The sequence below is a fragment of the Modestobacter sp. SYSU DS0904 genome (assembly GCF_054051115.1).
This window is the reverse complement of record NZ_JBJHAQ010000002.1, coordinates 238,742-253,277: the sequence shown is the minus strand read 5'-3', so window position 1 is coordinate 253,277 and position 14,536 is coordinate 238,742. Positions and strand designations below refer to the sequence as shown.

15 protein-coding genes and 1 pseudogene are annotated in these 14,536 nt (G+C 75.9%); 9 read left to right on the top strand and 7 right to left on the bottom strand.

The window, feature by feature from the left end; all coding sequences use genetic code 11:
• Positions 1–127: 127 nt before the first annotated feature.
• Complete coding sequence (locus tag ACI79U_RS02445; protein ID WP_457071750.1) at positions 128–535, top strand: four-helix bundle copper-binding protein; 408 nt, start codon at positions 128–130, stop codon at positions 533–535.
• 28 nt (positions 536–563) lie between these two features.
• Positions 564–1,565 (top strand): carbohydrate kinase family protein, encoded by a 1,002-nt coding sequence (locus tag ACI79U_RS02440; RefSeq protein ID WP_457071748.1) that lies wholly within the window; start codon positions 564–566, stop codon positions 1,563–1,565.
• 15 nt (positions 1,566–1,580) lie between these two features.
• Here the strand turns inward: ACI79U_RS02440 and ACI79U_RS02435 are convergent, their stop codons facing one another.
• On the bottom strand, positions 1,581–1,862 hold the full coding sequence (locus tag ACI79U_RS02435) for a hypothetical protein (protein WP_457071746.1): 282 nt from the start codon (positions 1,860–1,862) through the stop codon (positions 1,581–1,583).
• A gap of 201 nt (positions 1,863–2,063) precedes the next feature.
• Here ACI79U_RS02435 and ACI79U_RS02430 point away from each other — a divergent pair, with 201 nt between their 5' ends.
• Positions 2,064–2,762 carry a CBS domain-containing protein gene (locus ACI79U_RS02430; protein WP_457071744.1) on the top strand — a complete coding sequence of 233 codons (699 nt, stop codon included), beginning with the start codon at positions 2,064–2,066 and terminating at the stop codon, positions 2,760–2,762.
• 103 nt (positions 2,763–2,865) lie between these two features.
• Positions 2,866–3,801, top strand: a complete 936-nt coding sequence (locus ACI79U_RS02425; RefSeq protein ID WP_457071742.1) for a universal stress protein — start codon at positions 2,866–2,868, stop codon at positions 3,799–3,801.
• 116 nt (positions 3,802–3,917) lie between these two features.
• Here ACI79U_RS02425 and ACI79U_RS02420 read toward each other — a convergent pair.
• Positions 3,918–4,778, bottom strand: a pseudogene (locus ACI79U_RS02420) (hypothetical protein); the annotation flags it as partial.
• A 370-nt stretch (positions 4,779–5,148) separates the two neighbouring features.
• On the opposite strand from ACI79U_RS02420, the gene ACI79U_RS02415 reads away from it, so the two are divergent.
• The 4 genes from ACI79U_RS02415 to ACI79U_RS02400 all read left to right on the top strand — a co-directional run bounded on the left by ACI79U_RS02415 (position 5,149) and on the right by ACI79U_RS02400 (position 8,491).
• Positions 5,149–5,658 carry a flavodoxin domain-containing protein gene (locus ACI79U_RS02415; RefSeq protein ID WP_457071740.1) on the top strand — a complete coding sequence of 170 codons (510 nt, stop codon included), beginning with the start codon at positions 5,149–5,151 and terminating at the stop codon, positions 5,656–5,658.
• An 18-nt stretch (positions 5,659–5,676) separates the two neighbouring features.
• Positions 5,677–6,174 (top strand): pyridoxamine 5'-phosphate oxidase family protein, encoded by a 498-nt coding sequence (locus ACI79U_RS02410; RefSeq protein ID WP_457071738.1) that lies wholly within the window; start codon positions 5,677–5,679, stop codon positions 6,172–6,174.
• On the top strand, positions 6,152–7,891 hold the full coding sequence (locus ACI79U_RS02405) for a GAF domain-containing protein (RefSeq protein WP_457071736.1): 1,740 nt from the start codon (positions 6,152–6,154) through the stop codon (positions 7,889–7,891). The genes ACI79U_RS02410 and ACI79U_RS02405 overlap by 23 nt, the downstream gene beginning before the upstream one ends.
• A 144-nt stretch (positions 7,892–8,035) precedes the next feature.
• Positions 8,036–8,491: a pyridoxamine 5'-phosphate oxidase family protein gene (locus ACI79U_RS02400; protein ID WP_457071734.1), complete on the top strand. Its 456-nt coding sequence runs from the start codon at positions 8,036–8,038 to the stop codon at positions 8,489–8,491.
• A 79-nt stretch (positions 8,492–8,570) separates the two neighbouring features.
• On the opposite strand, the gene ACI79U_RS02395 is transcribed toward ACI79U_RS02400, so the two are convergent.
• Positions 8,571–9,248, bottom strand: a complete 678-nt coding sequence (locus ACI79U_RS02395; protein ID WP_457071732.1) for a response regulator — start codon at positions 9,246–9,248, stop codon at positions 8,571–8,573.
• 195 nt (positions 9,249–9,443) lie between these two features.
• On the opposite strand from ACI79U_RS02395, the gene ACI79U_RS02390 reads away from it, so the two are divergent.
• Entirely contained in the window at positions 9,444–9,779 is a 336-nt protein-coding gene (locus tag ACI79U_RS02390) for a hypothetical protein (protein WP_457071730.1), read from the top strand.
• A 114-nt stretch (positions 9,780–9,893) separates the two neighbouring features.
• Here ACI79U_RS02390 and ACI79U_RS02385 read toward each other — a convergent pair whose 3' ends face one another.
• The 4 genes from ACI79U_RS02385 to ACI79U_RS02370 all read right to left on the bottom strand — a co-directional run bounded on the left by ACI79U_RS02385 (position 9,894) and on the right by ACI79U_RS02370 (position 14,535).
• Positions 9,894–12,629 (bottom strand): endo-1,4-beta-xylanase, encoded by a 2,736-nt coding sequence (locus tag ACI79U_RS02385; protein WP_457071729.1) that lies wholly within the window; start codon positions 12,627–12,629, stop codon positions 9,894–9,896.
• Positions 12,630–12,947: 318 nt separating this feature from the next.
• Positions 12,948–13,805 carry a class III extradiol dioxygenase family protein gene (locus tag ACI79U_RS02380; protein WP_457071727.1) on the bottom strand — a complete coding sequence of 286 codons (858 nt, stop codon included), beginning with the start codon at positions 13,803–13,805 and terminating at the stop codon, positions 12,948–12,950.
• Positions 13,805–14,179, bottom strand: coding sequence for a protocatechuate 4,5-dioxygenase subunit alpha (ligA, locus tag ACI79U_RS02375; protein ID WP_457071725.1), 375 nt, complete (start codon positions 14,177–14,179; stop codon positions 13,805–13,807). Before ligA ends, ACI79U_RS02380 begins: the two co-directional genes overlap by 1 nt.
• Before the next feature lie 77 nt (positions 14,180–14,256).
• On the bottom strand, positions 14,257–14,535 hold the full coding sequence (locus ACI79U_RS02370; RefSeq protein ID WP_457071723.1) for a muconolactone Delta-isomerase family protein: 279 nt from the start codon (positions 14,533–14,535) through the stop codon (positions 14,257–14,259).
• Position 14,536 lies beyond the last annotated feature (1 nt).

Here is a 14,536-nt window from a genome sequence, read left to right as displayed (position 1 = left end):
CGCCGCCCCCCCGGAGCCCGCGGGGGGGGGCCGGCGCGGGGGCGCCCCCCCCCCCCCCCCCCCGGCGCCCCGCGCCCCCCCCCCCCCCCGGCCCCGATGACACGACCTCGATGACCAGGAGGACCGCATGACCGTCGCCGCGCAGATGCTCGACACCTACCCGAAGGACCTCGGCGGGATCGACCGGGAGAAGCTGCTGGCCTGCATCGAGGCCTGCATCGAGTGCGCCCAGGCGTGCACCGCGTGCGCCGACGCCTGCCTCAGCGAGGACATGGTCGCCGAGCTGACCACCTGCATCCGCACCAACGCCGACTGCGCCGACGTCTGCGCCACCACCGGGCGGGTGCTGTCCCGGCACACCGGCTACGACGCCAACGTGACCCGGGCCGTGCTGGAGGCCTGCGCCGCCGCCTGCCGGGCGTGCGGCGACGAGTGCGGCCGGCACGCCGAGATGCACGAGCACTGCCGGGTCTGCGCCGAGGCCTGCCGCCGGTGCGAGCAGGCCTGCCGCGACCTGATCGCCTCGCTCGGCTGATCCCGCTCCGCGCCGATACGGTGTGGCGGTGATCACCGTCTGCGGCGAACTGGTCGTCGACCTGATCCCGGCCGCGCCGGCACCACCGGCCACCGGCGGGGACACCGCCGCACCGGGCACCCGGCCCGCCGCCCCTCCACCACCGCGCTACACCGCCTTCCCGGGCGGCAACGCGTTGAACGTGGCGGTGGCCGCGGCCCGGCTGGGCGCCCCGACGCACCTGATGGCCCGGGTCGGCGCCGGGCCCTTCGGCGAGCTGCTGCGCGACCACGCCGCGCGCAACGGGGTGGCCACCGAGGCGATGCTGACCGCCGACGAGCCGGTCAGCCTCGCGGTGGTCGCGCTCGCCGAGGACGGTTCGGGGAGCTACTCGTTCCACACCCGGGGCGCGGCCGACTGGCAGTGGACCACCGACGAGCTGGACCGGGTCTGGCCGGCCGGCACCCGCATCGTGCACGTGGGGTCGATCTCCAGCTGGACGCCGCCGGGGTCCGCGGCGATCGCCGCGCTGGTCGCCCGGGTGCGGGCGGAGGGGACGGCGCTGGTCAGCTTCGACCCCAACGTCCGGCCCACCCTCACCGACGACGCCGACGCCGTCCGCGCACGGGTCACCGGCCTGCGGCGCACCGCGGACGTCGTCAAGGTCAGCGCCGAGGACCTCGCGTGGCTGGAGCCCGGCGCCGACCTCGACGAGGCCGCCACCCGCTGGGCGGCCGAGGGGCCGGCGCTGGTGCTGGTCACCGACGGCGGGCGGCCGCTGCGGGCGGCCCGGCCCGGCGGCCCGCTGCTGCGCCGGTCCGTGCCGGCCGTGCCGGTGGTGGACACCGTGGGCGCCGGGGACAGCCTCGCGGCCGGGCTGTTCGCCGGGCTGGTGCGCACCGGGGTGCTCGACCGGGCAGCGCTGCTCGGCCTCGGCGAGGCCGAGCTCGCCGCGCTGCTGGACGACGCGGTGCTGGTCGCCGCGCTCGCCTGCACCCGGCCGGGCGCCGACCCGCCGACCCGCGCGGAGCTCGAGGCCGCGCGCGGCTGACCGGCGGGCCGGCGGTCAGGTCACCTGCCGGCCACCCACCTGGAGGCTGCCGACCCGCAGCTCGCCGAAGTCCGCCCGGCGGACGGAGAGCCGGCCGATCCGCAGCAGCCCGATCGCCAGCGCACCCACCGCCAGGCCACCGGCGGCGAACGAGCCGACGGCGAGCGCGCCGACCGCCCAGCTGCCCACGGCCAGGCCACCGGTCGCCGTCGCACCCGTGGCGACCCGGCGCACGGACACGTCCCCCGCGACGACATCCCCCACCTGCCGGGCGCAGCACCCCTCGTTCCGGTCCATCCCGCTCTCCTCCCGGGGCCGCGGTCGCGGCTGCCCGGCCCGAGGATGTCGCCGATGCCCGCACCGGGGAACCCCTGCCGCGACGCCGGGTGCACGTCCCGTCCGGTGGGGACCCCGGTCACCGCGCGCCCGGCCCCCTGGCCCTTGCGGACACCCGGTGGGTGCACCACCGTGGGGAGTCCGCCGAGCGAGGGAGCCGCCGTGCAGGCCAGGGACCTGATGACCCCGGACGTGGTGACCGTGCCGCCGGAGGCGTCGGCGAAGCGGGCCGCCGAGATCATGGCCCGGCACGGGTACGCGGCCCTCCCGGTCGTCGACGGAGAGGGCGCCGTCATCGGCATCGTGGCCGAGGCCGACGTGCTGCGCAGCCGGCTGCCCCAGGACCCGCGGCTGCACATGGTCCGCGAGCCGGAGCACGCGGCCCCGCCGCCGCTGGTCCGCGGCGTGATGACCTCGCCGGTGGTGACCGTGCCGGCCACGGCGGACGTCGCCGACGTGGCCCGGCTGTTCGTCGACCGCCGGCTGCGCAGCGCCCCGGTCGTCGACGGCGCCCGGCTGGTCGGCATGCTCAGCCGCCGCGACCTGCTGCGCACCCTGGTGCGGTCCGACGACGAGGTCGCCACCGACGTGCTGCGGCTGGTCGAGGCCTACACCGGCGAGCTGGCCGGCTGGTCGGTGACGGCGGCCGACGGCGTGGTCACCGTGGCCCGCACCGACCGGGCCCGCCCCGCAGCCGGCGACGGGACCGGTGACCCCGGGGTGCTGACCCGGGCGCTGTCCACCCTGGCCCGGACCGCGTCCCCGGGGTCATCGCCGTCGCCGTCGACCTGCAGCCGGCCGCGCCCGACCCCCGCTGAGCGACCACGGACGGCCGCCGGCGCTCGCGGGAGCCCGGGGTGAGGGCGCTAGGGCACCCCGACCGGGGACCTTCGCCTCCGTGGCCGACGACGGCGGACGCCGCACGATCGGGGTGAGCCCCTGTCCCCCGCGCACTGGAGCAGCCATGACCGAGCAGCCCCCCGCCCCCGTCGTCGTCGGGGTCGACGGGTCCGTCCCCGCCGCCGAGGCGGCCCGCGCCGCGGCCGCCGAGGCCGCCCGCCGGAGCGCGCCGCTCCACCTCGTCCGCGCCTTCAGCTGGCCGGCTCCGCAGCCGGCCGGGCTGCCGGCCGGCGTCGATGCCCGCGCCGCCGCCCGCCGGTCCGCCGACGCCGACCTGATGCGGCTGCGCGCCTCCCTCGCCGGCCGGCTGCCCACCGACCAGCTGCACGCCGAGCTGGTCGACGGCACCGCCGCCGACGTGCTGCGCACCGCCGCCGGGTCCGCGGCGCTCGTCGTCGTCGGCGCGGTCGGGCTCACCTGGGGGGCCACCTCGCTCGGCACGTCGCTGGGCACGGTCGCCGAGGAGGTCGTCGCGACGTCCACCGCACCGGTGCTGGTGCACCGCCGCACCGGGTGCGGGGTCCCGTGCCAGGGCGTCGTCGCCGGGGTCGACGGGGAGCCGGGGACGGCGGCCGTGCTCGCCGCCGCGGCGCGGGAGGCGCTGGACCGCGGGGAGCCGTTGTGGGTGGTGCACGCCTGGCGGCAGCTGACCGACGACGCCGTGCAGCCGCTGCGCTTTCGGCTGGACGCCGACGCCACCGACCGCACCGAGCGGGCGGTGGTCGAGGCGGCGGTCGCCGACCTGCAGGCCGCCCACCCCGGGCTGGAGGTCGAGACGGTGGTGGTCCCGGGCCGCGCCGGACTGGTGCTGGTGCAGCAGTCCGAGTCGGCGAGCCTGGTGGTGCTGGGCCGGCCCACCCCGGCGCCGGACACCCTCAACCCGACGGTGCACTCGGTGACCCACCGGGCGGCCGCCCCGGTGCTGGTCGTGCCGGTGCCGGCCGCCGACCGGGCGGACCGGCCCCCGCTGGTCGCCGCCGGCGGGTCCCGGCAGGCCTGACCGTCCCGCCGGTCGCTCGGCGTGCCCGGCGCGCCCGCGACGTCCGGGCGCAGCGCCAGCAGCCGGGCACAGACCCGCTCGCGCACCTCCGCCGACCCGGTGCCGATGCCGCCGGTGAACACCAGCGTCCGCCAGTCGGTCAGCGTCGTCACGGCCCCGGCGACCGCCATCGCCACCTCCCGCACCCACACCCGGAGCGCCAGGTCGGCCGCGGGGTCGCCGTCGGCGAGCAGCTCGCGGACGTCGCTGCGCCCGCCGGCGAGGCCGCGCACCCCGGCCTGCTGGTTGAGCAGCGCCCGCACCGCGGCGACGTCGCCACCGCGGGCGTCGACGAGCTGGAGCACCACCTCGGGGTCGAGGTCGCCGCTGCGGGTCATCGACGGCACGCCACCGGCCGGGCTCAGCGCCATCGTCGTGTGCCGGGAGCGGCCACCGGCGACCGCGGTGACGCTGCACCCGCTGCCCAGGTGGGCGACGACGGCGTCGCCCAGGTCGGGCACCGTCCGCACCACGCTCTGCACGGCCAGCCCGTGGTAGCCCCACCGGCGCAACCCGGCCGCGCGGTCGGCGGCCGGCAGCGGCAGCGCCACCGCCTCGTCGGGCAGGTCGGCGTGGAACCCGCCGTCCGGGCAGAGCACCACCACCGCCCGCGGCCACACCCGGCGCGCCTCCTCCACCACGGCCAGCTGCCGCGGCAGGTGCAGCGGGGCCCGGCGCTCCTCGGCGTGCAGCCGGGCCAGCAGCGCGTCGTCGGCCCGGCGCGGCCCGGGCAGCAGCTGGCTGCCCAGCACGATCCGGTGCACCACCACGCCAGGGTCCAGCCCGCGGGTGGTGAGCGCGTCGGCCACCGCGGGCAGCGCGGCCGCCCACCCGTCGGGCAGGTGCGTGCGGGTCCGCCGGTCGTCGGGGTCCACGACCGCCAGGTCGCCGCCGGTGTCGTGCAGGTCCTGCACGTGCAACCGCACCCGCACCCGCACCCGCGGGTCGCGGACCGCCGCCTTCAGCGACGACGACCCCACGTTGAGCGTCAGCACGACGCCGGGTGGCTGCGGCAACGGGTCGTCCTGCCGGGCGTGCCCGGGGCGGTCCCCGGGCCGGTGCGCCCAGCCTGCCGCCCGCGCCGCGCACCCGGGAGGGGGCGAAGGACCCGGCCGTCCCCCGCCCGGGCGGTCCGGGCCCTTCGCCCCTGCCCCCGGGGACGGCCGGCCCGTGCGGCTCCCCGGGGTGCCGGCCGAGGCTGGGGGCAACCGACGGACGGAGACGACGATGTCGACGCAGGCCCCTCGCGCAGCAGCCCCGCCCCACAGCGCGGACGGACCCGGCGCGGACGGACCCGGCCCGGTCCGGGTGCTCGTCGCCGTCGCCAGCCGGCACGGGGCGACGGTGGAGATCGCCGAGGAGCTGGCCCGCGCGCTGCAGGCCGCGGCTCCCGCCCTCGTGGTGCGCACCCTGCCGGTGGAGCGCGCCGGCGACCCGGCCGAGGCGGACGCGGTGGTGCTCGGCAGCGCGGTGTACGCCGGCCGGTGGCTGGCGCCCGCCCGCGACTACGCCGCCCGCCATGCGGCCGCCCTCCGCGGCCGTCCGGTGTGGCTGTTCAGCAGCGGGCCGATCGGGGCGCCACCGTTCCCGCCGGACGACCCGCACGACGCCGCGCCGCTGCTGCGCTCGCTGACCGCCCGCGAGCACCGGGTGTTCCCGGGCCGGCTCGATCCCACCCGGCTGGGGCTGGCCGAGCGGGCGCTGGTCACCGCGATGCGGGCGCCGGTCGGCGACTCCCGGGACTGGCCGGCCGTCCGGGCCTGGGCCGGTGAGATCGCCGCCGAGCTCACGGCCGTCGCCGTCCGCGGCGACGGCTGACCGGGCCGGGTGCGCGCCGTGTCCGCCACCGACCGCGACCCCGGCTCCGACCGGGAGCTGCAGGTGCTCCGGGCACCCGAGTGCCTGCGGCTGCTGAGCACCCGGGACGTGGGCCGCATCGCGTTCACCAGCGGCGCGCTGCCGGTGCTGCAGCCGGTCAGCTACCAGCTCTCCGGGCAGGAGCTGATCGTGCCGGTGAGCACCGGCCGCCCGTTGGCCGAGGCCGCCCGCGCCGCCGTGCTCGCCCTGGAGGTCGACGACGTCGACGTGCCGGGGCGCACCGGCTGGGACGTGACCGTGGTCGGCCCCTCCCGCCTGGTCCAGGACCCGGACCAGGTCGCCCGGCTGGACCACTGGGGGCTCCGCCCGTGGTTCCCCGCCGACCGGCACTGCTACGTGATGCTCCGCGCGCCGTCCTCTCCGGCCGCCGGCTGCGCGCCGCGACCGCACCCCGGCCTTCCGTCCCCGCCGGTGCAGTGCCAATCTGGGCGTGATGAGCAGTCGTGCACCTCGTAGCGGCCCCGACGGCCCCGCACCGGCCGCGCCCTCGCCACTGGCCGGCATGCGGCTGACCGAGCTGCTCGGCGAGGTGCAGGAGCGGCTCGCCGCGGTCGCCCGCTCGCAGGAGCGCGTGCAGGACCTGCTCGACGCCTTCCTCAGCGTCTCCAGCGGCCTGGACCTCGACGCCACCCTCCGGCAGATCGTCGAGGCGGCCACCGGGCTGGTCGACGCGCGCTACGGGGCGCTGGGGGTGCTGCGGCCCGGCGGCGGGCTCGGCGCGTTCATCACCGTCGGCATCGACGAGGAACTGGCCGCCCGGATGGGCCACCTCCCCGAGGGCAAGGGCGTGCTCGGGCAGCTGATCACCGACCCGCACCCGCTGCGCATCACCGACCTGGGCACCCACCCCGCCTCGGTGGGCATGCCGCCGCACCACCCGCCGATGCGCAGCTTCCTCGGCGTCCCGGTGCTGGTGCGGGGTGAGGTGTTCGGCAACCTCTACATGACCGAGAAGCGCGGGGGCGCCTTCACCGCCGAGGACGAGGCGGTGCTCACCGCGCTCGCCGGTGCGGCCGGGATCGCGATCGACAACGCGCGGCTCTACGCCGAGGGCGAGGTCCGCCGGCGCTGGCTGACCGCGGTGGCCGACGTCCGTGCCGCGCTGCTGGGCGGCCTCTCCCCCGAGGCGTCGTTCCAGCTGGTGGTCGACCGGGTCGCCGAGCTCACCGACGCCGACGCCGCGTGGCTGGTCCGCGCCGGCGACGCGGCCGACCGCTTCGAGGTGCAGGCCCAGTGCGGGGAGGGGGTCCAGGAGCTCGCCGGCACCACGCTCGGGCTGGCCGACAGCCCGGTCCTGGCGGCGGTCGCGGAGGCCGACGGCGTGATCACCCTCGACGTCTCGGGGCTCGATCCCGCCGACCCGGCCGCCCAGCCGTCGTGGGGGCCGGTCATCGCCGTCCCGCTGCGCGGGGCGGACAGCCAGACGGCGGTGGTCATCGCCTGCCGCCGCGGCGGCCGTGACCCGTTCGACCCGACGCTGGGCCCGCTGATCAGCTCCTTCGCCGACCAGGTCGCCCTCGCCCTGGACATGGCGGTCCGCCAGCAGGTGGCCCGCCAGCTCGACGTCTACGAGGACCGTGACCGGATCGCCCGGGACCTGCACGACCACGTGATCCAGCGGCTGTTCGCCGCCGGGCTCAGCCTGCAGGCGGCCACCGGCCGGGTCCGGGACGCCGCCGTGCAGCAGCGCCTGCGCGGGGTGATCGACCAGCTCGACGAGACGGTCCGGGACATCCGCACGACGATCTTCGACCTGCACACCACCGACGGCGCCGACCACGCCGACAGCCTCCGCCGGCGGGTGCTCGACATCGTCACCGAGAGCACCGACGACGGACTGCACCCCACGGTCCGGATGTCCGGCGCGGTCGACAACCTGGTCACCGGCGAGCTGGCGGCCGACGTCGAGGCCGTGGTGCGGGAGGGCGTGAGCAACGCCGCCCGGCACTCCGGCGCCCGGCACGTGACCGTGACCCTCGACGTCGCCGACGAGGTGGTGCTCGAGGTGGTCGACGACGGGCGGGGCATCGGGCCCACCGTGGCGCGCAGCGGCCTGCGCAACCTGCGGGAGCGGGCCCACCGGTGGGGCGGGGAGAGCGCCGTGGAGCCGCTGCCGGAGGGCGGCACCCGGCTGCGCTGGTGCGCGCCCCTGCCGGTCCCCGGCCACGGCTGACCCCCGCCGGCGTCCCGAACGACCGGACCAGGGGAGCCGAGGTCGGGACCTAGGACCCCGGGTGCCGCGCCGCGCGGGCGCGCACAGTTGGTGGCAGACGATCGTGCGCGGCACGATCGACCGTCCCGTGCGCAGGAGGAACCCGTGACCACCCAGGTGACCACCCAGGTGACCGACCGTGTCCTCGAGGTGCTCACCGACACGGAGTGCCGGCGGCTGCTGACCACCGCCGCCATCGGGCGGATCGCCTACACCGAGGGCGCGCTGCCGGCGATCCAGCCGGTCTCCTTCGCCGTCGTGGGCGCGGAGATCGTCATCCCGACCAGGCGCGGGAGCAAGGTGGCCGCCGCCAGCCGGGGCGCGGTCGTGGCCTTCGAGGTCGACGAGCACGACCGGGTCGACCGCACCGGGTGGAACGTGACCGTGGTCGGCGCCTCCCGGTTGATCACCGATCCGGCGGAGGTCGCGGCGCTCGACGCGACCGGGGCCCGCGCGTGGGCGCCGGCCGACGAGCCCTGCTACGTGGCGATCGGCATGACCCTGCTGCGCGGCCGGCGCATCACGCTGGGCACCCCGGTCCCCGCCGCCACCGCCCCCTGACCACCGCCCCCCTGACCACCGCCCCCCTGGCCGGCGCCCCCACCGCCACCACCTGATCGGCGCCGGACGGGGGCGTCGGTCAGCGCTGCTTCGCCGGCCCGGGGGTGCCGCGCAGCTCGGTGGCGAGGATCGCCGCCTGGGTGCGCCGCTCCAGGCCCAGCTTCGCCAGCAGGTGCGAGACGTAGTTCTTCACCGTCTTCTCGGCCAGGAACATCCGCTCGCCGATCTGCCGGTTGGTCAGCCCCTCGCCGATGAGCTCGAGCACGGTGCGCTCCTGGTCGCTGAGCTTCGCCAGCGGCCCGGCCGGCTCGGCGGCGCGGCGCATGCGCTCCATCACGGCCGCCGCGGCGGCGGGGTCGAGCAGCGAGCCGCCCGCGGCCACCGTGCGCACCCCGGAGACCAGGTCCTGGCCGAGGATCTGCTTGAGCAGGTAGCCCGACGCGCCGGCCATGATCGCCTCGAAGAGCGCCTCGTCGTCGCTGTAGCTGGTCAGCATGATGACCTTGAGCTCGGGCATCTTGGAGCGGAGCTCGCGGCAGACGCTGACCCCGTCGCCGTCCGGCAGCCGCACGTCGAGCACCGCGACGTCCGGGCGGAGCGCCGGCACCCGGGCGAGCGCCTCGGCGGCGTTCTTCGCCTCGCCCACGACGGTGATCCCGGGGTCGGTCTCCAGCACGTCGGCGACGCCGCGCCGGACGATCTCGTGGTCGTCGAGCAGGAACACCCGCACCGGGGTGGTCGCCGCGTCCGTGGTCACCAGCCTGCCTCTCCCGCACCGGCGTCTCCGGGCGATCCGGCCCACCACGCTAGAGGCTCCGGACCGCCCGGAGCACGGGCCCAAGGTCCCGACCACCCGCGCGGACCGGGCGGACCGGGTCCTTCGTCCCTCGCCGTCGTCCGCCTCGCCGGTGGACCCTGGAGCGAGCGACCACCGCGACCGCGAGGGGGGACCATGACCGACCCAGAGACCACGTTCCGGTTCGAGCACGACGACCACGGCGTGACCGCGCTGGCCGACAGCGGCCGGCCGGTCGGCCACGTGGAGGTGCGCGAGGACGACGCCCGGGTGCGGTTGGAGTTCTGGCTGGCCCAGGCGGTACCCCGGCAGCTGCGGACCGAGCTGACCCGATCGGTCTTCCGGCACGCCGCCCTGCGCCCCCGTCGCCCCGTGCTGGCCGCCGTCCCGCACGGGCAACCCGACGTCCTGGCCGAGCTGCGGGCGCACGTGGCTGACAGCCGTACCCACGTCGCCGGGGTGACCTGCCTGTTCGAGGGCCAGGTCCGGTGACCCGCATCCCCCGCTGAGCGCACCGGCGCACGCACCGGCGCACGCGACCGGCCCCCGCCCACCTGACGGTGGACGGGGGCCGGCTGCGTGCGGTGGGCACTCAGGCCCGGGAGATCACTTCCGGACGTCGACGGTGACCGAGGTGGTCGCGGTCACCGGCGCACCGAAGGAGTCGGTCATCGACAGGGTGCAGTCGAACGATGCCGTCCCGACCTGCGTGGGGTTGCCGCGCAGGGTGAAGTTGGCGTTCTGACCGGCCGGGTAGTCGCGGTTGCCGACCTGCTGGGCCGACCCGGGGGCCAGCTGCAGCGTCATCGGTGCCCCGGCCGTCTGGGTGCAGGAGTACTGGAAGCTCTCGCCCACCAGCACCCCCTTGCCCTGGTTGCCGAACTGCACGACCAGCTGGACGGTCTGCTTGACGTTCGCCCGCACGACCGGCCCGTTGTTGATCTGCTGGTAGAGCCGCGTGGTGGTCGCCGGCGGGGTGACCACCACGTCGAACCGTCCCGGCGTGGCGGTGTTGCCCGCCCGGTCGGTCGCGGTGCAGGTGACCGTCGTGGTGCCGATCGGGAACTGCGCGCCCGACGGCGTGTCACAGGTGGGCACGAGCGCACCGTCGCGGGTGTCGCCGGTGACCGGCGGGGCGTAGGTCACCGGTGCACCGTCGACGCTGGTGGAGGTGGCCAGCACCGGGTCCTTGGCGGCGATCCGCGGCGGCGAGACGTCCGCCGGGCGGGCCGGCAGCCGGCTCGGGTCGACGATGCCCCAGTAGGCCGGGGTGACCTGCAGGTCGTCGTCGAACGGGGTCGGCTGCTCCCAGGGGCGGGCGGCCGGCCACGTGCGGAGCCAGGTGCGGGCGTTGCTGATCCCCCACACGGTCACCGACTCGATGGAGTCCGAGTGGTCGCGGAACACCGAGAACAGGTCACGCCAGTAGTAGCCCAGCTCGGCGGCCGCATCAACGTCGTCGGCGTAGGCCGGCGAGTGCTGCGGCACCGTGCCGTTGCTGACGTCGGCGCCGTTGTTCTCCTTGGAGTTGCTCACGTCGAGCTCGGTGATCGCCTGCAGCAGCGGACGGCCGGTCTCGGCGCTGAGCCGCTCCACGCCGGCGAGCGAGTCGCCGACCCACTGCACCGGCCGGGCGAAGTCGACGTGCACCTGGTGGCCGACGCCGTCGATCGGGACCCCGCGCTGGATGAGGCTGCCGACCAGCTCGAGGTAGTCGGCCCGCTTCTCCGGCATCTCGGTGTTGTAGTCGTTGATGAACAGCTCGGCGCCCGGGAAGTACCGGTCCGCGAGCCGGAACGCCTCGTCGACGAACTGCTCGCCGAGCACCTGGAACCAGCGGCTGTCCCGCATGTCGTGCGGATTGGCGTTGTCCCCGTCGGCGATGACCTCGTTGACCACGTCCCAGGCCCAGACGGGCGAGTCGCCGTTCGGGTACCGGGCGGCGAGGTGGTCGGCGATCCCCTTGATGTGCGCCTCCAGCCGGGCTCGCAGGATCGCCTGGTCGGCCGGGCTGTCGGTCAGGTCGCGGGCGCCGTCGGTGAAGAACCAGGCCGGGGTCTGCGAGTGCCAGGCCAGCACGTGGCCGTAGACGTCGGTGCCGGTGGCGTCGGCGAAGTCCAGCAACCGGTCGAGGTTGGTGAAGTCGAACGTCCCCTCGGTGGGCTGGACGACCTCGGGCTTGCCGTCGTTCTCCGGGGTGAAGGCGCTGTAGTGCTTGGTCACCAGCTGGGCGGCCCGGCCGACGGTCTCCCGCGAGTCGATCGCCACGCCGACGTGCTCGAAGCCCTGGGCGCCGAGCACCTCCTGCAGCGCCGGGACGTCCTGGATGGGGGTCTCGGCGAACGGCGCGACGGTCACGTCGTCGATCAGGAAGTCCTTGTTCGCGTCGCCCTCGACGTACAGCTGCGCCGTGTCGATCGGCGCGCCCAGGGTGTAGGTGCCGCGCAGCTGCGTCCAGGCGGAGTCGGTGACGACCGCGCTGGCGCCACCGATGTTCTCGTAGTTCGTCTGGGTGCCGCGGTTGCGCTGGATCGAGGCCAGCAGCGACGCCGACCCCTGACCGGGCGCCAGCTTGGCCCAGAGGGTCACCTGCACGGTCTGGCCGACGGCCAGGTTGCCGGTGACGTCGATGACCGGGCCCTGCCAGTTCTGCAGCCGGTTGGTGGTCAGCAGGCTGGCCGAACCGCTGTGCGCGTCGGCGGTGGTGCGCTCGACCCGGGCGTCACCGCGCGGGCCCCAGCCCTGCAGCCCGTCCTCGAAGTCGGTGGCCAGCGGGGCCACGGTGCCCGGCTCCTGCGGCGCGGCCGCCTCGCCGACGATCGCGATGTCGTCGAGGAAGAAGTCCTGGGTGGCGTCGGGGCTCTCGAAGTACGGCTCCAGCTGGCTGACGCCGCCGGCGAACTCGTAGCTGCCGCCGATCCTGGTCCACCCGCCGTCGGAGACCGCGACCTGGAAGGCCACGGAGTCGTAGGCGGTGCTGCCGCCGGCCGGGGTCCGCGCCACGCTCAGCGTGACCTGGTCGCTGCCGGAGCCGGCGGGCAGCTTGACCCAGCCCTCGATCGTGTAGCGCCCGGCCGGCATGACCGGCTGGGCATCGAGGCCGGCCCCGTGCCAGTTCTGGCTGCGGCCGGTGACCGCGAGGCTGGCCGCGCCCGTGCGGGCCTCGTCGGTGCTGACCGCCACCTGGGCATCACCGCGGCCGAACCAGCCATCGGTGCCGGTCTCGAAGCCGGTGGTGTGCACCGTGGTCGGTGCGGCGGTGGCCGCGGGCGCGGCGACCACGCCGGCCCCTGCCACCAGGCCGAGCATCGCTGCTCCGCCGACCAGACGTCGTTGTCTCATGTGCGTTGTTCTCCTCGGGATGATCGCGCAGCGACTGTGCTTCCGGTGGATCCCCGGCGGCTTTCGGAACTTTCCGGTACCGCGCCGACGAAGTGAAGCTCATCACTTCGGGCGAAGTCAACAGATGGCCGGCGACCGATCTCAGGTGACTCCGCGTGCCCGCGGCGTGTCGCTGTGCCCACACCGGAGATCCGGCACGTCGGGCCGCCACCGCACCACCGGCCCGGCACACGAGCGGGCCAGCACACGACGGAGCCCGGCCCCGCCGAGGCGGGACCGGGCTCGGTGTCGTGGCCGTGCGACCGGCCGTCGAGGAGGTCAGGCGGTCTGGAGCACCTTGTTCTCGAACAGCGCCAGCGCCGCCGCGGTGTTCGACGCGGCCACGAAGTAGGTGTCGTGCACCCGGGTGACGTCGTCGTCCAGCGCGCCGCGCATGATCAGCCACATGATCATCTCGATGCCCTCGGAGCCGGCGAGCCGCACGTAGTCCTCGCGCGACAGCGCGGCCAGCTTCTCCGGGTCGGTCTCGATCTCCGCCAGGAACTGGCGGTCGAAGTCGGAGTTGATGAACCCCGCCCGCTCGCCGGCCAGCTGGTGGGACATGCCGCCGGTGCCGAGCACGCCGACCGTGATGTCCTCGGGGAAGCTGCGGATCGCCCGGCCCAGCGCCTTGCCCAGCGCGTGGCAGCGGGCGGCGGTCGGCTGCGGGTACTGGATGACGTTGACCAGCAGCGGCACGACCGGGCACGGCCACGCCTCCCCCGGGTCCGGGGTCCACACCGACAGCGGCACGGTCAGGCCGTGGTCGACCTCGAGCTCCTGGAAGACGGTCATGTCGAAGCCCTCGTCGACCAGCTTCTCCAGCAGGTGGAAGGAGAACTCGGGGTGGCCGAGCACCTCGGGCACCGGGCGCTGGCCGAAGCCCTCGTCGGCGACCGGGAAGTTGTCGGCGGTGCCGATGCCGAAGGTCGGCACGATGTCCAGGTCGATGCCGTTGGCGTGGTCGTTGTAGATCACGATCGCGACGTCGGGCTTGTGCTCGGCCAGCCAGTCACGGGCCGGCTGGTAGCCGTCGAACAGCGGCTTCCAGTTGTCCTCCTGGGTCTTGGCCCGGTCCATCGCCGCGCCGATGGACGGCACGTGCGAGGTCGCCAGCCCCCAGATCACCTCGGCCATCAGGACCGCCCTCCCGCGGCGAGCGCCGCCTTGAACTCGTCCTCGGTCATGCCGGTGAACACACCGCCGAGGTACTGCATGGAACGCCCGTCCATCATGGCGAGCTTGTACACGTAGAAGATGCTGCCGCCGAGGTCGATCATCGCCTGCCAGTCGCGCGCGGTGACCGCACTCGTCTGCTCGGGGGTCAACCCGAACTCCGCGCAGTAGGCGGGCTCGTCGGCCAGGAACCGGTTCCGGGCCTCCTCGGTGCGCAGGCTCATGAACAGCTTGTTCATCTTGAACCCGCGCCGGCTGGTGGCGCCGTCGAAGATCGGCGTGCCCGGCACGTCGATCGCCGGCCGCGGTGCCGCGCTGGTCTGGTCGGTGGTCATGAGGGTCTCCTCGCCCGTCCCGCTGTGCTCGGAAGTGCCACGCTGGTTGGTGCCCGGGTCCGCGCTGCCGGGGGCGGTCACGCGCGTTCCTGGGGGTGGGTGGCCAACGCCTCGACGTGCACGTCCAGCCAGGGGGCCATCGGCAGCGACATCAGCGCGTCGTGCAGCTCGGCGGGGTCGGCCGCCTCGTACAGGCCGACGGTGGCGTTGCGGCCGGGCACCCGCCACAGCCGCTTGAGCACGCCCGCCGCGCGCAGCTCGACCGCGCGCGCCCGCTCGCCGGCGCGCAGCTCCGCCCGACGCTCGGGCGGGAAGTCGGCGGGCAGTCGGTTCTCCGACCGGACCAGGAACTCCATC